The 20232-nt window shown below is 64.3% G+C and carries 18 protein-coding genes; 8 read left to right on the top strand and 10 right to left on the bottom strand.

Annotation, left to right across the window (positions count from 1 at the left end; translation table 11 throughout):
• Positions 1 to 4: 4 nt before the first annotated feature.
• The 7 genes from MB901379_RS10690 to MB901379_RS10660 all read right to left on the bottom strand — a co-directional run bounded on the left by MB901379_RS10690 (position 5) and on the right by MB901379_RS10660 (position 5823).
• Positions 5 to 589 carry a DUF2567 domain-containing protein gene (locus MB901379_RS10690; protein ID WP_158016677.1) on the bottom strand — a complete coding sequence of 195 codons (585 nt, stop codon included), beginning with the start codon at positions 587 to 589 and terminating at the stop codon, positions 5 to 7.
• Between the two features lie 104 nt (positions 590 to 693).
• Entirely contained in the window at positions 694 to 918 is a 225-nt protein-coding gene (gene bsaP, locus MB901379_RS10685) for a biotin synthase auxiliary protein BsaP (RefSeq protein ID WP_158016676.1), read from the bottom strand.
• A gap of 17 nt (positions 919 to 935) precedes the next feature.
• The gene (bioB, locus tag MB901379_RS10680; RefSeq protein ID WP_158016675.1) at positions 936 to 1985 is read right to left on the bottom strand and encodes a biotin synthase BioB; all 1050 of its coding nucleotides are present in this window, start codon (positions 1983 to 1985) and stop codon (positions 936 to 938) included.
• 158 nt (positions 1986 to 2143) lie between these two features.
• Positions 2144 to 2653 (bottom strand): 2'-5' RNA ligase family protein, encoded by a 510-nt coding sequence (locus tag MB901379_RS10675; RefSeq protein ID WP_158016674.1) that lies wholly within the window; start codon positions 2651 to 2653, stop codon positions 2144 to 2146.
• A complete protein-coding gene (gene bioD, locus MB901379_RS10670) occupies positions 2653 to 3333 on the bottom strand; it encodes a dethiobiotin synthase (protein ID WP_158016673.1) in 681 nt (226 codons plus the stop codon). Before bioD ends, MB901379_RS10675 begins: the two co-directional genes overlap by 1 nt.
• On the bottom strand, positions 3330 to 4493 hold the full coding sequence (locus tag MB901379_RS10665) for an 8-amino-7-oxononanoate synthase (RefSeq protein WP_158016672.1): 1164 nt from the start codon (positions 4491 to 4493) through the stop codon (positions 3330 to 3332). The genes bioD and MB901379_RS10665 overlap by 4 nt, the downstream gene beginning before the upstream one ends.
• Before the next feature lie 4 nt (positions 4494 to 4497).
• Positions 4498 to 5823: an adenosylmethionine--8-amino-7-oxononanoate transaminase gene (locus MB901379_RS10660; protein ID WP_158016671.1), complete on the bottom strand. Its 1326-nt coding sequence runs from the start codon at positions 5821 to 5823 to the stop codon at positions 4498 to 4500.
• A 98-nt stretch (positions 5824 to 5921) separates the two neighbouring features.
• On the opposite strand from MB901379_RS10660, the gene MB901379_RS24145 reads away from it, so the two are divergent.
• The 6 genes from MB901379_RS24145 to treZ all read left to right on the top strand — a co-directional run bounded on the left by MB901379_RS24145 (position 5922) and on the right by treZ (position 16112).
• A complete protein-coding gene (locus tag MB901379_RS24145; RefSeq protein WP_197717882.1) occupies positions 5922 to 6365 on the top strand; it encodes a hypothetical protein in 444 nt (147 codons plus the stop codon).
• A gap of 357 nt (positions 6366 to 6722) precedes the next feature.
• Entirely contained in the window at positions 6723 to 7535 is an 813-nt protein-coding gene (gene ripD / locus MB901379_RS10650) for an NlpC/P60 family peptidoglycan-binding protein RipD (RefSeq protein ID WP_158016670.1), read from the top strand.
• A gap of 102 nt (positions 7536 to 7637) precedes the next feature.
• Positions 7638 to 9803 (top strand): acyltransferase family protein, encoded by a 2166-nt coding sequence (locus tag MB901379_RS10645; RefSeq protein WP_174237010.1) that lies wholly within the window; start codon positions 7638 to 7640, stop codon positions 9801 to 9803.
• Positions 9804 to 9903: 100 nt separating this feature from the next.
• Complete coding sequence (gene glgX / locus MB901379_RS10640; protein WP_158019090.1) at positions 9904 to 12081, top strand: glycogen debranching protein GlgX; 2178 nt, start codon at positions 9904 to 9906, stop codon at positions 12079 to 12081.
• A gap of 3 nt (positions 12082 to 12084) precedes the next feature.
• Entirely contained in the window at positions 12085 to 14379 is a 2295-nt protein-coding gene (gene treY / locus MB901379_RS10635; RefSeq protein WP_158016669.1) for a malto-oligosyltrehalose synthase, read from the top strand.
• A complete protein-coding gene (treZ, locus tag MB901379_RS10630) occupies positions 14376 to 16112 on the top strand; it encodes a malto-oligosyltrehalose trehalohydrolase (protein ID WP_158016668.1) in 1737 nt (578 codons plus the stop codon). The genes treY and treZ overlap by 4 nt, the downstream gene beginning before the upstream one ends.
• Before the next feature lie 20 nt (positions 16113 to 16132).
• On the opposite strand, the gene MB901379_RS10625 is transcribed toward treZ, so the two are convergent.
• A complete protein-coding gene (locus MB901379_RS10625; protein WP_158016667.1) occupies positions 16133 to 17458 on the bottom strand; it encodes an aminotransferase class I/II-fold pyridoxal phosphate-dependent enzyme in 1326 nt (441 codons plus the stop codon).
• 39 nt (positions 17459 to 17497) lie between these two features.
• On the opposite strand from MB901379_RS10625, the gene MB901379_RS10620 reads away from it, so the two are divergent.
• The gene (locus tag MB901379_RS10620; protein WP_158016666.1) at positions 17498 to 18142 is read left to right on the top strand and encodes a pyridoxamine 5'-phosphate oxidase family protein; all 645 of its coding nucleotides are present in this window, start codon (positions 17498 to 17500) and stop codon (positions 18140 to 18142) included.
• Here the strand turns inward: MB901379_RS10620 and ilvA are convergent, their stop codons facing one another.
• Together ilvA and MB901379_RS10610 are read right to left on the bottom strand one after the other, a co-directional pair.
• A complete protein-coding gene (ilvA, locus tag MB901379_RS10615; protein WP_158016665.1) occupies positions 18143 to 19423 on the bottom strand; it encodes a threonine ammonia-lyase in 1281 nt (426 codons plus the stop codon). It abuts the gene before it with no gap.
• A 43-nt stretch (positions 19424 to 19466) separates the two neighbouring features.
• A complete protein-coding gene (locus MB901379_RS10610) occupies positions 19467 to 19904 on the bottom strand; it encodes a nitroreductase family deazaflavin-dependent oxidoreductase (RefSeq protein ID WP_158016664.1) in 438 nt (145 codons plus the stop codon).
• Positions 19905 to 19999: 95 nt separating this feature from the next.
• On the opposite strand from MB901379_RS10610, the gene MB901379_RS10605 reads away from it, so the two are divergent.
• Positions 20000 to 20230 (top strand): hypothetical protein, encoded by a 231-nt coding sequence (locus MB901379_RS10605; protein WP_158016663.1) that lies wholly within the window; start codon positions 20000 to 20002, stop codon positions 20228 to 20230.
• Positions 20231 to 20232 lie beyond the last annotated feature (2 nt).

Below are 20232 nucleotides of genomic sequence, written 5' to 3'. Positions count from 1 at the left end.
CCCGCTACGACGTGGGGGCTGCTGAGGTCTCCGCCGTCTCGTTCGGTAGCCGCTCGACAGCCGGATAGCCCCCCAGGTCATCGCGTACGGCTCCGGCTGCGATCAATGCGTAGACCAGTGACGCCGTGGCGGCCGGCGACAGCAAGGTGGTCACCACCAACCACGGCTGGCGGGCAAACAACACCGGCGGCGCCTGGGTAACGTAGGTCAACGAGTGCTCACCGGTTGCCAGCACAACGGTATCGAAGTCCAGCACGCCGTAGCGCCACCGCACCACCAACGCACCTACGGCGATCGCCGCTGCGGCAGCACCGGCCAACCCGACCGAGAGCGCTACGACCATCCCCGGACCGCGATGTTCGCGCCACTGCCATGCCAGCACCGACGCCACCACCGCCACCGCACCCAACAAGCCGAGCATTAAGAACGGCGCGATGAAGAAGTTCTGCGATTCGCTGCCTAGATAGTCGTGCACCCGTTCACCGGCGCGGTCGATCGCCACCACCGCGTGGATGGACGGTGCCAGCCACGCCCACAGCCCGCCGATCACCACACCCGTTGCCGACAACCCCAGGACCACAGTGATCATCGCCCGGGTCCTCGACGTACAAGGTGCCTCGCCACACCCGCGACGCTCACTCGTCGGCTGCGACGCCCATGGTCCGGTTGAAACCGGGGCCGTCGAATCTTCGGTCACCGTTGCGTCTCCAAGTCAGCGGAGTCCACCTGTCCATGCCGGGAGCAGCGCGCCCACCAGCCATCGGGGCGGACCTGCACGATCATCCGCCGTCCGCACTGCGCACAGAACCGCGGTGGTTCCAGACCCAATTGGGCCGCCGTGGGCGTCGCCGTACCCGCCAATTCGCCGGTGTAGACGTTGTAGACGCCGGCACTCACCGGAATACCCAGACTTCCCACCTACGATTCCTGGTTTCCTACAAGCTGGCGTTGAGCGCTTTCAATGGCATCTGCAGGTCTTCCAACAGTTCCAGGTCGGCTTCCGCTGGGCGGCCAAGAGTGGTCAGGTAGTTGCCGACGATCACGGCGTTGATGCCTCCTAGGATCCCGCGCTTGGCGCCCAGGTCGCCCAGGGTGATTTCGCGGCCGCCGGCAAAACGCAACATCGTGCGCGGCAACGCCAATCGAAACGCACCCACCGCCTTCAGCGCCTCACTGGCCGGCAACACCTCGAGATCACCGAACGGGGTACCCGGCCGCGGATTCAGGAAGTTCAACGGCACCTCATCGGGGCCCAACTCGGCCAGGTTGGCGGCGAATTCGGCCCGCTGCTCCAACGTCTCACCCATACCCAAGATGCCTCCGCAGCACACTTCCATGCCGGCGTCGCGCACCATCGACAGCGTCTGCCAGCGCTCTTCCCAGGTATGGGTGGTCACAACGTTGGTGAAGTACGAGCGAGCCGTCTCGAGGTTGTGGTTGTAGCGGTGCACTCCCATCGCCGCCAGCTGCTCCACCTGGTCGGCACTCAACATCCCCAACGAGCAGGCGATGTTGATCTCGACCTCGTTGCGGATGGCCTCAATGCCCGCCGCAACTTGAGACAGCAACCTGTCGTCGGGTCCGCGGACCGCGGCGACGATACAGAACTCGGTGGCACCCGACTTGGCTGTCTGTTTGGCCGCCTCCACCAGGCTGGGAACGTCTAGCCATGCGCTGCGCACCGGAGAGCTGAAGAGTCCGGACTGCGAGCAGAAATGGCAATCCTCCGGGCAACCACCCGTTTTCAGGCTGATGATGCCCTCGACCTCGACCTCTGGGCCACACCACCGCATCCGCACCTCGTGCGCCAGCGCCAGCAGCTCTTCTAGCCGGTCATCGGGCAGCTGCAAGACCCGCAGCACCTGTTGCTGGTTCAAACCCTCACCGCGCTCCAGCACCTGCTGCCGGGCTACTGCCAGAATGTCCGAGTCGAGCACGCCATTCCGGCCCGCGTCGGCTGTGGGTTCAGTAGCTGCCTGAGTCACCAAGTACTCCCCTGGTCTTCGTCAAATCCTCGTCCGACCCGACCGCATCGGGCACAGAACTGCCAACTTAGGGTAGCCGTGCACCCCGACGCAGACACGACGCGGTCGTCCGCAGCCCAACGTACTGGGTTTTTGCCGCTTCTTCGGCCCGCCGGCGGTCAGGTGATCAGGTGCTCCACGCGTTTGTTGCCCTCCCAACGGCGCAGGCCGGCAAACCGGCCGTCGATTTGCAATGGGCGTCCCGCAATGCGAAGCGCCCTGCCCAATTGCCCGCCGCCCACTCGGCGCGCCAAGGTGACGTGGGCGGTCCATTTGTTCGGCAGACTGTTGGACATCGGTGCCGGCGAGAGATGTGAACCGCAGAGCCGGTGCACCTCGGCATGCAGTGCCAACAGATCACCCGTCGGCACTAGCAGGCGGGCGAACACGACGTTAGACCGACCGAACAGCACCGGAGCACCAATCGTGCAGCTCAATGGCAGCCGTCTGGCAATTGGACGCAGCACTGCGTCGACGTCGGACTCGATGTGTTCGGCGACGGATAGCGTCACGTGTGGACGACTGGCCGGTGCCTGGCTGGGTATTCCGGCCGCGGCAAGCTCGCCCCAGATGCGACGGATCGCTGCCTCGGTATCGGGGTCGAATACCAGCTCGATCGAATGCACCATCAGCGGGCCAATGCAGCCACCCAGCCGGGGTCGAACGCGCCTGCGCTCATGGCCGCGAAATGCACGGTGTCCGACTCCGCCGCGCCCGCGGGAAGCACGGCCCGCACAGGAGCCATCTGGGCCAAGGCAGACCGATTTGAGGTCTCCACCAATCCAGGATGTGCCGGCCAGCTGCCGATTACCAGTCCAGCGCATAGAACCCTTTGTGCTACAAGCGATTCCAGTGTCAACGCGGTGTGGTTGAGGGTACCCAGTTCTGCGGTGACAACGACCAGCGCCTCAGCACCCAGATCCACCGCGAGGTCGCGCAGCGTCACTCCCGAGTCGGCAAGTTCAACCAGCAGCCCTCCTGCGCCCTCCACCAGCGTCACGCGCCCCGGTCGGTCGAGCCCGCGGATGAGCTGCAACACCTGATCGCGAGTGGGCAAGGGGGCGCCGGCCTGCGCAGCGGCTGCGGCCGGCGCCATCGGCAGCGGATAGCGCGCCAATCCGACGAGTTCGGTTACGCCGGACAGTCGGCCAATCTCGGCGAGATCGTCGTCGCCGGTGTCGGTACCGGTCTGAACCGGTTTACACACCGCCACATCGATGCCGCTCTGGCGCAGGCGTGCGGCCAACGCGGCGGTAGCGATCGTCTTCCCCACGCCGGTATCGGTCCCGGTAACGACCAGGACGGTCAACGGAGTGCCCTGGACGGCCCCCGCAGAACATCGGTTAAGACCTGTCGAGCCAGATCCAGCTCGTCAGACGTCAGCGAGGCGCGCGCCGTCAACCGCAACCGCGACGTCCCGGCCGGCACGGTCGGGGGTCGAAAGCAACCCACCTTCACTCCGGCGTCTAAACAGGCGGTTGCCGCGGCCAGGGCGAGCTCCGGATCGCCCAGGATTACCGACACCACCGCGGATTGGGGGGCTGGCTCCGGCGCCAATTCGCAGATTCGGGCCAGTTCGCGGGCGTGGCGCAACACCGCGTCGGGTCGCCACGCCTCAGCCTTGAGGACCCGCAGCGCGGCCAGCGCCGCGCCCACCGCCGCCGGCGCCAGGCCGGTGTCGAAGATGAACGGCCGGGCGGCGTCGATCAAATGAGCGCGCACCGATGCCGGCCCGAGAACCACACCGCCCTGACTGCCCAGGGCCTTGGACAATGTCGTGGTCAGCACCACATCGGGCGCCCCCGCGAGCCCGACCTCGTGCAGTAGGCCACGCCCGTTTCCCCGTACCCCGAGGCCGTGCGCCTCGTCGACAATGAGCAGCGCTGCGTGCCTGCGACACACGTCGTGCAACTCACGCACGGGGGCCAGCACGCCATCGGCGCTGAATACGGAATCGGTGACCACCACGGCACGCTCTTCCCCGCGTGAGGACAGCGCGGCCTCGACCGCGCCGACATCACGATTCGGCGTGACTACCACCCGCGCTCGCGACAGCCGACACGCGTCCACCAGCGATGCGTGCGAAAAGGCATCGGACACCAGCAGCGACCCCGGGCCGGACAGACCCACGACGGCGCCCAGATTCGCCGTGTATCCGGACGAGAACAGCAGTCCGGCCGCCGCGCCGACGTAGTCGGCCAGCTGGGACTCCAGCTCCTGGTGCAGCTCGGTGTCGCCGGTGACCAGGCGAGAACCGGTGGCACCGGCGCCCCAGACACGCAGCGCCTGGACACCCCCCTCGATGACGTCTGGATGCCGGGACAGGCCAAGGTAGTCGTTGGACGCCAGATCAAGCTCGGTCGACACAGCAGGCCGCGGCCGCAGCAGGCGGCGCAGCCCTGCTTGACGACGCTGTTGCTCCACCGCCTCCAGCCAGGCCAGCGGTGACGTCTCGATCGGTGCTTTCATCGACCTAGAGCCTACGAGAGCCGATGAGCCGTGCTACCTCGACCATCGCGGAGGTGATCTGGGCGATCTCGGCTGCCCCGCAGATGTACGGCGGCATCGCGTAGACGAGGTTGCGGAACGGGCGCAACCACACACCGTGGTCAAGGGCCACCGGAGTGGCGAGCGCCACATCGATCGGACGGTCGCACTCGATGACGCCGATGGCGCCACAGGCCCGCACATCGGTGACCCCGGGCAGCCCGCGGGCGGGATCTAGTCCGGCCGTCAACCCCGCACCTAGCTCGCCGACCCGCGCACGCCAATCCTGCTCGATCAACAGCTCGACGCTGGCGACCGACACCGCACAAGCCAGCGCGTTGGCCATAAAGGTAGGCCCGTGCATCAGCGCACCCGCATCCCCGGTGCTGATGGTGTGCGCGATGTCGGGCGTGCACAAGGTGGCGGCGAGGCTCAGATATCCGCCGGTGAGCGCCTTGCCGACGCACATGATGTCCGGGCTCACCCCAGCGTGGTCGGCAGCAAACAGTTCCCCGGTGCGGCCGAAGCCGGTAGCGATCTCATCGAAGATCAGCAGTACCTCGTGACGTCGGCAGATGTCCCGCAGGTCGGTGAGGTAGCGCGGGTCGTGGAACCGCATCCCACCCGCGCCCTGCACCACCGGCTCGACAACCACCGCTGCCAGCTCCGCTGCATGTGCGGCCAGTTGGTCCTCGAACGCCGTGATGTAGTGCGGGTCGTAGTCGCCTGGCACCTGCGGTGCGAACACCTGCCGGACCAGAATGTCAGTCCACAGAGAGTGCATCCCACCCTCGGGATCGCAGATGCTCATCGGTGTGAAGGTGTCGCCGTGGTAGCCACCCCGCCAGGTCATCAGCCGGTGCTTGGCGGGCCGCCCGCGGCTACGCCAGTACTGCAGGGCCATCTTCACCGCGACCTCCACCGATACCGACCCGGAGTCGCTGAAGAAGACCGTCTCCAAACCCGCGGGAGTGATGTCCACCAGCAACTGGGCTAACCGGGCCGCCGGCTCGTGGGTCAGCCCCCCGAACATGACGTGATTCATAGTGCCAAGCTGCGAGGCCAGGGCCGCGTCCAATACGGGATGCCCGTGACCATGGATCGCAGTCCACCACGAGCTCATCGCATCGAGCACCTCGATCGGGCGGCCGTCCCGGATCAGCGTCAGCCAGGCGCCCTGTGCGGCCACCGCGACCAATGGCGCGAGCACTTCATTGCCGATGGTGCTGTAGGGGTGCCAAAGGTGGGTGGCGTCGATCGCACTGACTTGTTCGGCCGTCAAGCCCGCACTTGATGTTCCTGCCGCAGACATGGAATCCGAGGGTAATCCGCGGCGAATGGGCCACTGTGTGGCCCATTCGGGTTGTGGGCGGGTCGCGCAAAGCCGGGCCATCGGGAAGCATGCAAGGCATGGCTTCGCCGAATCAGCCCGAAGAAACTCCAGGCTCGACTACCGAATCTCCACCGTCGCCCGAAGGTCCGGAAGGTCGGGCACCACAAATCCTCAAGCTGCGCATAGTCCCCTGGGACGTGGCACTTACGGTCATAGTCTCGGCGGTGCTCCTCATCGTGGTCACCAGCACCAGTTGGGCGGCAAGGCTTTTCGCGTTCACCGAAAACGTGTGCATTTCGGAGGATTGCCCACTCGTGCCATTCGGTCTCAACTACTACATCTATCCGGTGATGTGGGGCGGCATCGGGGCGGCCGTGGCCGCCGCGGTGATCGGCCCGTTGATCTCGATGTTGAGGGGCTGGTACATGTCATTCTGGCCAATCATGGCCATCGGCGTCATCACACTGACGTCGGTGTTCGGTTACGCGCTGACCGGCTTCAGCGAAAGCTACGGGCGCTGATCGCAGACACCGACTTTGATCACGCACCGGCAACGTCTGTGAGACCGAAATCACAACTGCCCTTACAGGATTGGGAACCCCCAGTAACCGTCCGGTCACGTTAAGACAAAAAATTCTCCGGAGATCTGGCGGCCCACAAGTTTGGTTGTCAAAGTGGCTGTAGTGACTGGTGTGAATACAGAGGTTTGACATCTGGTTCACGTTCTCGACTGTCATGCAGCGGCGTTGGTCTCGAAACAGAGGTCAACTCGTGAGTCTGCAACGGCGGCGGATGCGCGAGGTCACCGCGCTGACGCACCGGACCCTGACCGGGCCCGCACGTGGGCCGAGGAGAGCCCCTAGGAGATTGGAACCCCGATGAAACGCATCTACGCCTTCGCGATTGGTCTGGCGATGATGACGGCCCCCATGGTGGCCGCCCCCGGTCTCGCGACCGCAGAGCCCGGCGTTCGATCGACGGACTACCAGCAGGTCACCGACGTTGTGATCGCGCGCGGCCTGGCACAGCGCGGCGTGCCGTTCTCCTGGGCCGGCGGCGGCATCACCGGCCCCACCCGAGGCAAGGGCACCGGCATGTACACCGTCGGATTCGACGCCTCCGGCCTGATCCAGTACGCCTACGCCGGCGCCGGGATCAAGCTCCCGCGGTCTTCCGGCGAAATGTACAAGGTCGGCCAGAAGGTCCTGCCACAGCAGGCACGCAAGGGCGACCTGATCTTCTACGGTCCCGAAGGGACGCAAAGTGTCTCGATGTATCTCGGCAACGGGCAGATGCTGGAAGTGAGCGACAGCGTCCAGGTCTCGCCGGTGCGGACCAAGGACATGATGCCCTACCTGGTCCGAGTCCTCGGGACCCAGCAGCAACCACTACAACAAGCTCCATTGCAACAGGCCCCACTGCAACAACAACCGCTACCGCAACAACCGTTGCAGCAGGCCCCGCTGCAGCAGGCACCCACACAGCGGGCGCCACTGCAACAACAACCGCTGTTACAGGCGCCTACCCAGCGGGCGCCACTACAGCAGGCGCCTGCGCCGCAGGCACCCACCCAGCAAGCGCCCACCCAGCTGGCACCCACCCGCCAGGCACCCACACAGCAGGCTCCGGCGCTGCAGGTACCAGCGCAGACAGCACCAATCCAGCTGGCCCCGGTAGGTACCACCGGGTAGCGTCCACAGCCCCAAAATCACCGCCACCTCGCTTCCCTCGTTGACTGCATTGCAGGTCAACGGGCGAAGCAGGTGGCGGTTTCGGTAAATTGGCTGTCGACCATGCAGACCCTGACAACGCCACCAGCACCGATCAATACGCCCAACGCGATGGGAACCCGCACGGCAGGGTTCTATCGGCACGATCTCGACGGCTTGCGCGGGATTGCGATTGCGCTCGTCGCGGTGTTCCACATCTGGTTCGGCCGTGTTTCCGGCGGCGTGGACGTATTCCTGGCGCTGTCCGGATTCTTCTTCGGCGGCAAGATACTGCGTGCGACCCTCAATCCAGATTTGAAGCTATCGCCGATTGCCGAGCTGATCAGGCTGGTACGTCGCCTGCTCCCGGCGCTGGTTGTGGTACTCGCCGGGTGTGCCCTACTCACCATCTTGATCCAGCCGCAGACCCGATGGGAGACCTTCGCGGACCAGAGCCTAGCCAGCTTGGGCTACTACCAGAACTGGGAGCTGGCCAACTCCGCGTCGGACTACCTGCGCGCCGGTGAAGCCGTCAGCCCGTTACAGCACATCTGGTCCATGTCCGTGCAAGGACAGTTCTACATCGCGTTTCTGCTACTGGTCGCCGGCTGCGCCTACCTGTTTCGCGGCCTGCTCCGGGGCGCTCGAGCCCGCCACCTAAGGACCGCATTCGTGGTGCTGCTGATTGCGCTCACGGTCGCGTCATTCGTCTTCGCGATTGTTGCCCACCAGAGCAACCAGTCCACCGCGTATTACAACAGTTTTGCGCGGGGGTGGGAGCTCCTGCTGGGGGCACTCGTCGGTGCGTTGGTGCCCTACATTCGTTGGCCGATGTGGCTGCGTACCCTCGCCGCCAGCATCGCGCTAGTGGTGATCTTGTTCTGCGGCGCCCTGATCAACGGCGTCAAAGAGTTTCCGGGCCCGTGGACCCTGGTGCCCGTAGGCGCCACCATGCTGATGATCCTGGCCGGGGCTAACCGGCACGCCCATCCCAGCACCAGCGATCGACTGCCGCTGCCCAACCGGCTGTTGGCGGCCGGGCCACTAGTGGCGCTGGGTGCGATCGCGTACTCGCTGTATCTGTGGCACTGGCCGCTGCTGATTTTTTGGCTCTCCTACACCGGCCATCGGCACGCAAACTTCCTCGAGGGCGCCGGGATATTGCTGGTCTCCGGACTGCTCGCACACCTGACCACCCGCCACGTCGAGGACCCGCTGCGGTACCGAGCCCCCACCGAGGCCGACGCGGCCACCCCACCGATTCCTTGGCGGATGCGGCTACGCCGCCCGACGATCGTGATGGGATCGGTGGTGGTCCTGCTCGGCGTCACGCTGACCGCAACGTCGTTCACTTGGCGTGAGCATGTGATCATCGAGCGATCCTCCGGCAAAGAGCTCAGCGGGCTTAGCGCCAACGACTATCCCGGAGCCCGCACCCTCATTAATCACGTCCGGGTACCAAAACTGCGAATGCGCCCCACCGTGCTAGAAGCCAAAGGCGACCTGCCGGCGGCCACCAAGGACGGCTGCATCAGCGACTTCGTCAATCCGGCGTTGGTCAACTGCACCTACGGCGACTCAGACGCTGTCCGAACCATCGCGTTGGCCGGGGGCTCGCATGCCGAACACTGGCTACCCGCACTCGACCTGCTGGGCCGGCTCCACCATTTCAAAGTAGTGACATATCTGAAGATGGGCTGCCCGTTGTCCACCGAGGAAGTCCCGCTGATCATGGGCAACAACGCCCCATACCCGCAATGTCGCGAGTGGGTACAAACAACGATGGAGAAGCTGGTCGCCGATCGTCCCAACTATGTCTTCACCACCTCGACTCGACCGTGGAACATCAAACCGGGCGATGTCATGCCGGCCACCTATATTGGCATCTGGCAAACCTTCTCTGACAACAACATTCCCGTCCTCGCCGTTCGGGATACGCCCTGGATGGTCAAAGATGGCCAACCGTTCAAGCCAGCGGATTGCCTGGCCAAAGGTGGCGATGCACAGTCCTGTGGGATCAAGCGGTCCGAACTGCTGTCGGACTACAACACCACTTTGGACTTCGTGAGCCGATTCCCCATCCTCAAGCCGATAGACATGTCGGATGCGATATGCCGCAAGGATTTCTGCCGCGCGGTCGAGGGAAATGTGCTGATCTACCGCGACGCCCACCATCTGACCCCGACCTATATGCGGACCATGGCCCCCGAACTTGGGCGCCAAATCGCGGCGATCACCGGTTGGTGGTGACCTCGACCTCCTGACAAGGTAGGCACCGATACCCCAATTCAAATCAGGGCACAGACACCGGAAACGCTCGGACCCGAACCAACGCGGATAAAGTCAAATGATGTCGCAGAACAACGCCGGGGACTCCGGCGTAACCCCACCCCCGCTGCCCACCGTTTGGCCGGGCACCGCATATCCGCTGGGGGCCACCTATGACGGTGCGGGCACCAACTTTTCGCTCTTCTCCGAGATCGCCGAGAAGGTCGAGCTATGCCTGATCTCGGAGGGCGGTAGCGAATCGCGAATCTCCCTCGAGGAGATCGACGGATACGTCTGGCACGCCTATCTGCCCAATGTCGCGCCGGGCCAACGCTACGGATTTCGGGTCTACGGACCATTCGACCCCGCGGCCGGGCATCGCTGTGACCCGAGCAAGCTGCTGCTCGACCCCTACGGCAAAGCGTTCGACGGCGATTTCATCTTCGGACAGGCACTGTTCTCCTACGACATGCAGACCGTCGACCTGGGCTCGGCCGACCCCGGCATCCCCCCCATGGTCGACTCCCTCGGATACACCATGACCAGTGTGGTGATCAACCCGTTCTTCGACTGGGGTTACGACCGGGCTCCAATGACTCCTTACCACGAGACCGTCATCTACGAAGCACACGTCAAAGGCATGACGCAAACTCATCCGGACATCCCCGAAGAGCTCCGGGGCACCTATGCCGGACTGGCCCATCCCGCAATCATCGATCACCTCAAGTCGCTGAACGTCACCGCCATCGAATTGATGCCGGTACATCAATTCATGCACGACTCACGTCTGCTCGATCTGGGTCTACGAAATTACTGGGGTTACAACACTTTTGGATTTTTCGCCCCACACAATCAGTATGCAGCCAACCGGCAAGCAGGCAGCGCCGTGGGAGAATTCAAGTCCATGGTACGCAGCCTGCATGAGGCCGGCATCGAAGTCATTCTCGACGTGGTGTACAACCACACCGCCGAAGGCAACCGACTCGGTCCGACCATCAACTTCCGCGGCATCGACAACGCCGCCTACTACCGCCTGGTGGACACCGACCTGCGCTGGTATAAGGACTACACCGGCACCGGCAACAGCCTCAACGCCCGCCACCCGCATGTGCTGCAACTGATCATGGATTCGCTGCGCTACTGGGTGATGGAGATGCATGTCGACGGATTCCGCTTCGACCTGGCCGCCACCTTGGCGCGGGAGCTGCACGACGTGGACCGGTTGAGCGCGTTCTTCGATCTGGTGCAGCAGGATCCGGTGGTCAGCCAGGTCAAACTGATCGCCGAGCCGTGGGACGTCGGCGAGGGCGGATACCAGGTCGGGAATTTTCCCGGTTTGTGGACGGAGTGGAACGGGAAATACCGCGATACTGTGCGCGACTACTGGCGGGGTGAGCCCGCGACCCTGGGCGAGTTCGCTTCCCGGTTGACCGGGTCGTCGGACCTCTACGAGGCGACTGGCCGGCGGCCGAGCGCCAGTATCAACTTCGTCACGGCCCACGACGGATTCACCCTGAACGACCTGGTGTCCTACAACGAGAAGCACAACAGCGCCAATGGCGAAGACAATCGCGACGGCGAAAGTCACAATCGGTCCTGGAACTGTGGGGCCGAAGGGCCCACCGACGATCCCGACATCATGGCGTTGCGTCGCCGCCAAATGCGCAACTTCTGGGCCACATTGATGGTCAGCCAGGGCACGCCGATGATCGCCCACGGCGACGAGATCGGACGCACCCAGCAGGGCAACAACAACGTCTATTGCCAAGACTCCGAATTGTCGTGGATGGACTGGTCTTTGGTCGATACGAACTCCGAACTGCTGATTTTTGCGCAAAAGGTAACCACTTTGCGCAAGAACCACCCGGTCTTTCGCAGGCGACGGTTCTTCGAGGGTGAGCCGATCCGAAGCGGTGACGAGGTACGAGACATCGCCTGGCTGACACCGGGTGGCCAAGAGATGACCCACGAGGATTGGAATCGGAGCTTCCACAAGTGCGTTGCCGTCTTCCTCAATGGTGAGGCGATTACCGCGCCCAACGCTCGTGGTGAGCGGGTAGTCGACGACTCGTTCCTGTTGTGCTTCAACGCTCATGACGACACGGTGGAGTTCGTCATGCCGGGCGGCGACTATGCCGACGAGTGGACCGTAGAGCTAGATACCAACGATCCGGTCGGTGACGCCGATCTGGTCGTCACTGCCGAGGACAAGGTTGCAGTTCCTGGACGTTCCCTGCTTGTTCTACGTAAGACCGCATAGCGCATGGCTTTTCCCGTCCTATCGACCTACCGGTTGCAATTGCGTGGTCCATCAAGCGGATTTGGATTCACTTTCTCCGACGCGGAGAACATACTGGAATACCTTGATAGTCTCGGAGTTTCACACCTGTATCTGTCCCCCATCCTGACCGCGGCTCACGGTTCATCCCATGGGTACGACGTCACCGACCCGACGACTGTCTCAGCCGAACTTGGTGGCGCCGACGGTCTAGCGCGGCTATCCGCAGCGGCGCGGGCCCGGGGCATGGGCGTGATCGTCGATATCGTGCCCAACCACGTGGGGATCGATAAGCCGCAGCAGAACATCTGGTGGTGGGATGTGCTGCGATACGGCCGTAATTCCGTCTACGCAGCCTATTTCGACGTTGACTGGGAGCTTGACGAGGACGGTCGAATTGTGCTGCCACTGTTAGGGTCCGACGCAGACGTCGCCGACCTGAAAGTCGACGGTGAGCTGCTCACGCTGGGGGATCTGGCACTTCCCATCGCTCCCGGCACCGGCTCTGGCACCGGGGCCGAAGTGCACGACCGCCAACACTACCGGCTGGTGGGCTGGCGCCGCGGGGTGTGTGGCTATCGTCGCTTTTTTTCGATCACCTCGCTAGCCGGGCTACGCCAGGAAGATGACACGGTCTTTGAGGTCACCCACGCCGAAGTCGCCCGTTGGTTTTCCGAAGGACTCGTCGACGGAGTACGGATCGACCATCCCGACGGCTTGTCTGATCCGAGCGGATATTTGTGCCGGCTGCGTGAATTGCTTGGCCCCAAAGCCTGGATCGTGATCGAGAAGATCCTAGCCGCAGATGAGGCACTGGATCCCACCCTCCCGGTCGCCGGTACCACCGGCTATGACGTGCTGCGGGAAGTAGGCGGACTTTTCATCGACCCCGACGGGGCCCCGCAACTTTCTGCACTCGTCGAAACCAGCGGCCTGCACTATCACGCGATGGCGGCCATGTTGGCCGGGCTCAAGATCCAGGCGGCCACCGACACTCTGGCGAGCGAACTACGCAGACTGCGGCGCAAGATCGTGGCCGCGGCCGGTGCCGATCATCCACTGCTACCCGAGGCGGTCGCCGCGCTATTGACCCATATCGGCGTCTACCGTTGTGACTACCCGAGCCTGGCGGCGATCATGCCCACCGCGTTGGCCGAAACTAGCTCGGCAGCACCTGAGTTAGCTCCCGCGCTGCAGGTGATCGCCACGGCGCTAGCCCAAGGGCAAGAACCGGACACCCGGTTGCAACAGCTCTGCGGCGCGGTGACAGCCAAGGCCAGCGAGGACTGCTATTTCTACCGCGACGCCCGGCTGGTATCACTCAACGAGGTCGGCGGCGAACCGCACAGGTTCGGTGTCGACGCGGCGGAGTTTCATCACCGCGCCGCCACCCGGGCTCGGCTGTGGCCGCAGACTATGACGACGCTGACCACCCATGACACCAAACGCGGCGAGGACGTGCGAGCTCGCATCGGTGTGCTATCGCAGGTGCCGTCGCTCTGGAGCGAGTTCGTCGGTCGCGTGGAGACCCAAGCCCCCTCCCCTGATCCGGCGACCGGGCAGTTCCTGTGGCAGAACATCTTCGGCGTATGGCCGGTCAGCGGGGAAGTCGGCGATAAACTACGCGATCGACTGCACGCCTATTCCGAAAAGGCGATCCGAGAGGCCGCCTGGCACACTTCGTGGAACGATCCAAACACCGCTTTCGAGCAAGCCGTGCACCGGTGGCTGGATATCGTGCTAGACGGACCGGCAGCCGAAGAGCTGACCAAGCTCGTCACTCAACTTAACCCGCACGCCACAAGTGACGCGCTGGGGCAGAAGTTGCTCGCACTGACCGTACCGGGAGTTCCAGACATCTACCAGGGCACCGAGCTGTGGGACGATAGCCTGGTCGATCCAGACAATCGTCGTGAAGTTGACTACGCTATTCGGCGTGATGCGCTGAACGCCCTGCAGCACCCCAAGATTCGGGTTACCACCACCGCGCTACGACTGCGCCGTGCCCGGCCGGACAGCTTCTTGCACGGGGACTACATTCCCGTGCTTGCCAGCGGTGACGCCAGTGATCATATTGTCGCGTTTCGCCGTGCCGACGACATCCTGGTCGCGGTGACCCGCTGGACCGTGCGGCTCCAGGACACGGGCTGGGGTAACACTGCGATCCCACTTCCCGAGGGCACCTGGACAGACACGCTCACCGGAGCCGTAGCCGACGGGAAGACGTCGGCGGCGGTATTGTTCGCGGATTTGCCCGTCGCCCTGCTGGAGCGATCATGACGGAATTCCGGGTCTGGGCGCCCAAACCCGACTCGGTGAGGCTCGACGTCGACGGCGCACTGCACGAGATGACCCGGTCCGACGACGGTTGGTGGCACGCGAGCATCGAGGCGGCGCCCAACGCCCGATATGGATACCTGCTCGACGACGATCCCAAGGTGCTGCCCGACCCGCGGTCACCGCGTCAACCCGACGGAGTGCACGCCCGCTCGCAGTTGTGGGACGCCACCACTGCGACCTGGACTGACGGGGACTGGCCGGGGCGACCGGTCAACGGCGCGGTGATCTATGAGCTGCATCTCGGAACTTTCACTGCGGCAGGCACATTCGATTCCGCGCTGGAAAAGCTGGATTACCTGGTTGACCTCGGCATCGACTTCGTCGAGTTGATGCCGGTCAATTCCTTTGCCGGAACTCACGGGTGGGGATACGACGGCGTGCTGTGGTACAGCGTGCACGAGCCCTACGGAGGCCCCGACGGACTGGTCAGGTTCATCGACGCATGCCACAACCGCGGCCTGGGTGTGCTGATCGACGCGGTGTTCAACCATCTCGGGCCATCGGGCAACTACCTGCCGCGTTTCGCTCCGTACCTATCGTCGGCACGTAATCCTTGGGGAGAGGGCATCAACATCGCCGATGCCGATTCCGACGAGGTGCGCCGCTACATCATCGGGTGCGCGCTGCGGTGGATGCGTGACTTTCACGCCGACGGCCTGCGGCTCGACGCCGTGCACGCGCTGGTGGATACCACCGCGATCTCCATTCTCGAGGAACTCGCCGCTGAAACCGACTGGCTGTCCAAGCAGGTGGGCCGTCCGCTCTCGCTGGTCGCCGAAAGTGACCTCAACGATCCTCGGCTGATCACGCCACGCGACCGTGGCGGTTACGGGATCACCGCGCAATGGGACGACGATATCCACCACGCCATCCACACCGCGGTCTCCGGTGAACGGCAGGGCTATTATGCGGACTTCGGCGCCAATTCTGATTCGATGGCCACGCTGGCGCAGACGCTGCGCCATGGCTTCTTCCACGCCGGCACCTACTCGTCCTTTCGACGGCGCCGCCACGGCCGTCCACTAGACACCTCGGTGATCCCGGCCAGCAGACTGCTCGCCTACACATGTACGCATGATCAGGTCGGCAACCGCGCGCTTGGGGACCGCCCCTCCCACCATCTGACCGGCGGCCAGTTGGCGATCAAGGCCGCGCTGGTACTCACTTCTCCCTACACTGCAATGCTTTTCATGGGTGAGGAATGGGCGGCGTCCACCCCGTTCCAATTTTTTAGCTCCCATCCCGAACCGGAGCTGGCCCGCGCGACGGCAGCGGGACGCAAGGCGGAGTTCGCCGAACACGGGTGGGACGCCAACGATATTCCCGACCCGCAGGACCCGCTGACGTTTCGGCGTTCCAAGCTGGACTGGACCGAGCAGAGCGCAGGTGAACACGCCAAACTGCTCGGCTTTTATCGCGCTCTGATCGCGCTGCGGCATACCGAGCCGGATCTCGCCGATCCCTGGCTCGACCACCTGGTCGTCGACTACGACGAGGAACCGGCCTGGATTGCTGTGCAGCGCGGTCAGTTCGGCATCGTCTGCAATCTGAGCAGCGAATGCACAAGTGTGCCAATCGGAGGTGCGGTGGTGCTGGCGTGGGATGAGCCGACGGCCAGCGACACCAGCACCGAACTACCGGGGCACTCGGTGGCGATACTGCGCTGTGGATAGCTGAATCGACACCCCGGCATTTACACACTGGGTCGTCCGGCACCGTGCACCGCATCGGTGACGGCGTCAGCAAGCGGATCGATCTCGTGGGCCGCCAGATCGGCGATGGTGATCCGAATTCCCGGCGATGTGCGGATACGGTACCGCGATCCCGGCGCTGCGGCCCAGCCCGTGTTGAGCATCCTGGTGATCGCCGCGGTTTCGTCGGCCACGGGAATCCAGACATTGAGACCGGACCGGCCGTGAGCGGTAACGCCGCGATGGGCCAACGCGGCGCACAGCCGGACACGGGTGCCGGTGTAGCGCTCCTCGGCCTGGTGCAGCAAGCGCGTCGCATCGTCGTCGGACCACAAACCGACGGCGAGATCCTGCAGCAGGTGACTCACCCAGCCCGGCCCGAGCCGTTGGCGTCCGTGCACCCGCTCGACAGTGCGGTGATCTCCGGCCAGCAGCGCCAGGCGCAGATCGGGCCCGTAGGCCTTCGACACCGACCGGATGAATGCCCAGTGATCCGTCGACCCGGCCAGGGTGTGCAGCGAAACACCGGCGATGCCGGCACAGTGGTCGTCCTCGACAAGCAGGAGGTCGTCTGCCCGCGCGGCCAGGAGAATGCGCAATTGCGCGGCGCGATCCGCTGACAGCGCCGCACCGGTTGGGTTCTGGGCACGGCTGGTGACAACGACCGCCTTAGCCCCCCGACCCAGGGCGCGGGCCATGTCGGCAACCACTGGACCGTCGTCATCGACACCTACCGGCTCAGCCGAAAGTCGTAGTGCTGCAAACAAATCAAGAATGTTCGCCCAGCCGGGGTCCTCGACAGCAACCCGGTCTCCCGGCCGCAGGTGCGCGGTCAGCGCCCGCTCGATGCCGTCCAACGCGCCGCTGGTCACCGCGAGGTGATCGGCCGGAACGCCATCTGCGGTCAGCGTGGCGCGGGCGTATTGGACCAACCGGGCTGACATCGCCGGACGTCCGTACAGCACGGGCGGAACCGAACTGGCCGGCAATTGGGCGCTGGCGAGCGGTAGTAGCGCGGCGTCCGGATTGCCCGTCGACAAGTCGCGCGCACCCGCAGGCACACCAAGACCAAGCGTCGACCGCGACGTGGTTGCCGGTCGGTCCAGCACCCGAGTGCCGCGACGTCCCCCGGTTTCGACGGCCCCTCGATCTCGAAGTAGTCGGTAGGCCGCCGCCACGGTATTGGCGTTGACGCCAAGTTGGGCGGCGACCTGGCGGATCGGCGGTAGCGCGTCACCCGGCGCCAGGCCGCCTTGAGAAATCGCCTCTTCGACGCTCGCGGCTATGGATTCGGCACCCGTACCCGCTATCCTAGTTTGTACTGACACATTATCAATATGTACTAGTACAGAACGGATAGCAATTAGGTGGACGCCACATACCGCCCGACGAAACGCACGACCCCCACCCGCTACCGCGAGCGCGCGCACTACGACCGTCCGACCGTGCACCGCATCCTTGACGAAGCGTTGATCTGCCATGTCGGCTACGTCAGCGACCACGGACCGGTGGTCTTACCGACCACACACGCACGCCATGGCGAGACGCTGTACCTCCACGGCTCCACCGGCAGTGGCCCCATGCTCGCCGCCAAGCCCGCCGGCTTGCCCATCTGCGTCACCGCCACACTCCTCGACGGGCTGGTGCTGGCCCGCTCGGCCATGCACCATTCGCTGAACTACCGCTCGGTGGTCGTCCTGGGCACGGCACGCCTGGTCGTCAACCGCGACGAGAAGCTGCGGGCCTTCGATGCGCTGCTCGACCACATCCGGCCCGGACGCGCCGCCGACTGCAGGATGCCGAACGCGCGTGAGCTCGCCGCGACGGCAGTGCTCGCCCTGGATCTGGTGGAAGTGTCGGCCAAGGTGCGCCACGGTGGCCCGGTCGATGATCCAGAAGACGGATTGTTGCCGCATTGGGCCGGCGTGGTGCCACTGACCTTGTCGGCCGGAACGCCTGAACCGGCCGACGATCTCGACCCAGCCACTCAGCTGCCCGCCTATTTGCGCTAGCTACAAGAGGTAGCGGTAGGCCGGCGAACCAGGCTCGAGGGGTTCGACGTGAATCTCCGTCGCCCGCATCCGGGCCAGCAGGCCGTCCAGGTCTGCCGCCGATCCCAGCTCGATACCGACCAGTGCCTCGCCGGTGTCCCGGTTGTTGCGCTTGACGTATTCGAACAATGTGATGTCGTCGTTGGGACCGAGCACATCGTCCAGAAACCGGCGCAGGGCACCGGGTTCCTGCGGAAAGTCCACCAAGAAGTAGTGCTTGAGACCCAGGTGCACCAGCGAACGCTCCAGAATTTCGCCGTACCGGGACACGTCGTTGTTGCCACCCGAAATTAGGCACACCACGGTGGACCCGGGCGCGATATCGGCCTCCAGCAAGCCCGCGACCGACAGCGCTCCCGCCGGCTCGGCGATGATGCCCTCGTTTTGATAGAGGTCGAGCATCGCGGTGCACACCGCGCCCTCGTCAACGGTGGTGATCGACACCATATCGCCGGCGGCCGCCAACGCGGCATAAGTCTGCGTCCCGGCCCGACTTACCGCGGCGCCGTCGACGAACTGATCCACGTGGTCCAGCGTCACCGGCTCACCCGCGGCCAGCGCCGCCATCATTGCTGCGGCGCCGGCGGGTTCGATGCCCAACACCGCCGAACCGGTGGTCCGTTCGGCCAGGTAGGTGGTGATTCCGGCGATACATCCACCGCCTCCCACGGGGACTACCACCAGGTCGGGTTCCTCGCCGAGTTCGGCCAGCAATTCGACGGCAATGGTGCCTTGACCGGCGATGGTGCGCAGGTCATCGTACGGCGGTACCAGCGTGGCGCCGGTGCGTTCGACGTCTTCACGCGCCGCCGCTGCCGCCAGATCGTAGGTCGCCCCACCCACGATCAAATCGATGAATTCCCCACCGTGGTAGCGAATTCGGTCGCGCTTTTGTTTGGGTGTCTTGGCCGGGACATAGACCCGACCGCGAACACCCAGTGATCGGCAGGCGAAAGCGAAACCTTGAGCATGGTTTCCCGCGGACGAACACACCACGCCCGCGGCCAACTCCGCTTCGGACAGCTGCACCAGCAGGTTGTAGGCCCCACGCAGCTTGTACGAACGCACCACCTGAAGATCTTCACGTTTGAGGTAGACGGTCGCGCCAGTGATCGCCGATAGCCGATCACTGAGCTGCAGCGGGGTGGGCGTGATGACCGAGGCAATCCGCTTCGCCGCATCGTCGATATCAGCCGCACACAGCGGTGCACGGCGTGGGCTCTGGCTCAGTTCAGCGGACACCGATCAATGGTGCCACGCGACCTACCCGTGCCGACGACGCGGCTCAGTGCGCGGGCGTCAGCACGAACACCGGAATCTGGCGGTCGGTCTTTTTCTGGTATTCAACGTAGTCGGGCCACACCGCGATGGCTCGTTCCCACCAAATGGCCTTCTCGTCGCCGAACACCTCGCGGGCCTGGTAATCGCCGGTGGTGGTGCCATCTTGAAGCTCAACTCGCGGGTTCTGCACGACATTGTGGTACCAAACCGGGTTTTTGGGGGCGCCCCCCAGTGAGGCGACGATCGCGTATTCGCCGTCATGCTCCACCCGCATCAGCGGCGTCTTGCGAAGTTTGCCGGTCTTGGCTCCGACGGTGGTCAGCAGGACGACAGGTTTGCCCTTCATCTCGGTGCCCTCGGTTCCCCCGGATTCCGAGTATTTGTCGGCCTGTTCACGGGACCAGTCGAGCGGGCTGGGCGCATATTCACCTTGGAGTGGCATGCGTACCACTCTAGGGGGCGAGCAAAACCCACTCACCGGGGTCCGGCACCCGGATGTTCGAGGACCCGAAATACGGGTACCGGTAGGCTGAAATCATGACTACCCCTGGCCGATTTCGGGTGTTCGCCGAGCCGAACAACGGTGACGTGCTGATTGCGGGGGTTCCTTGGCCTCGGCACAAATTGTTCGCGGTGATCGCGGGAGTCCTCACTTTGGCACTGCTGGGTGTTGTGACCACCAGCGCGGCACCATCGGTTCTGGGTGCGACCGCAATCGCCATCGGCGTCGCGGTGGTGCTCAAGGTGCTGGGCCAGGTCCAGCGCTAGCC

The sequence above is a fragment of the Mycobacterium basiliense genome, from assembly GCF_900292015.1.
In the GTDB taxonomy this organism is placed as follows: domain Bacteria; phylum Actinomycetota; class Actinomycetes; order Mycobacteriales; family Mycobacteriaceae; genus Mycobacterium; species Mycobacterium basiliense.
Note: the sequence above shows the minus strand (reverse complement) of the source record. Positions and strands in the feature narration are given on the sequence as shown.

Bases quoted from the DNA above. Each gene is read 5' to 3' on its own strand.
- MB901379_RS10690 (WP_158016677.1), bottom strand. From the start codon at position 589: ATGATCACTGTGGTCCTGGGGTTGTCGGCAACGGGTGTGGTGATCGGC.
- MB901379_RS10675 (WP_158016674.1), bottom strand. From the start codon at position 2,653: ATGGTGCATTCGATCGAGCTGGTATTCGACCCCGATACCGAGGCAGCG.
- MB901379_RS10665 (WP_158016672.1), bottom strand. From the start codon at position 4,493: ATGAAAGCACCGATCGAGACGTCACCGCTGGCCTGGCTGGAGGCGGTG.
- MB901379_RS10660 (WP_158016671.1), bottom strand. From the start codon at position 5,823: ATGTCTGCGGCAGGAACATCAAGTGCGGGCTTGACGGCCGAACAAGTC.
- MB901379_RS24145 (WP_197717882.1), top strand. From the start codon at position 5,922: ATGGCTTCGCCGAATCAGCCCGAAGAAACTCCAGGCTCGACTACCGAA.
- ripD (WP_158016670.1), top strand. From the start codon at position 6,723: ATGAAACGCATCTACGCCTTCGCGATTGGTCTGGCGATGATGACGGCC.
- MB901379_RS10645 (WP_174237010.1), top strand. From the start codon at position 7,638: ATGCAGACCCTGACAACGCCACCAGCACCGATCAATACGCCCAACGCG.
- glgX (WP_158019090.1), top strand. From the start codon at position 9,904: ATGTCGCAGAACAACGCCGGGGACTCCGGCGTAACCCCACCCCCGCTG.
- treY (WP_158016669.1), top strand. From the start codon at position 12,085: ATGGCTTTTCCCGTCCTATCGACCTACCGGTTGCAATTGCGTGGTCCA.
- treZ (WP_158016668.1), top strand. From the start codon at position 14,376: ATGACGGAATTCCGGGTCTGGGCGCCCAAACCCGACTCGGTGAGGCTC.
- MB901379_RS10610 (WP_158016664.1), bottom strand. From the start codon at position 19,904: ATGCCACTCCAAGGTGAATATGCGCCCAGCCCGCTCGACTGGTCCCGT.
- MB901379_RS10605 (WP_158016663.1), top strand. From the start codon at position 20,000: ATGACTACCCCTGGCCGATTTCGGGTGTTCGCCGAGCCGAACAACGGT.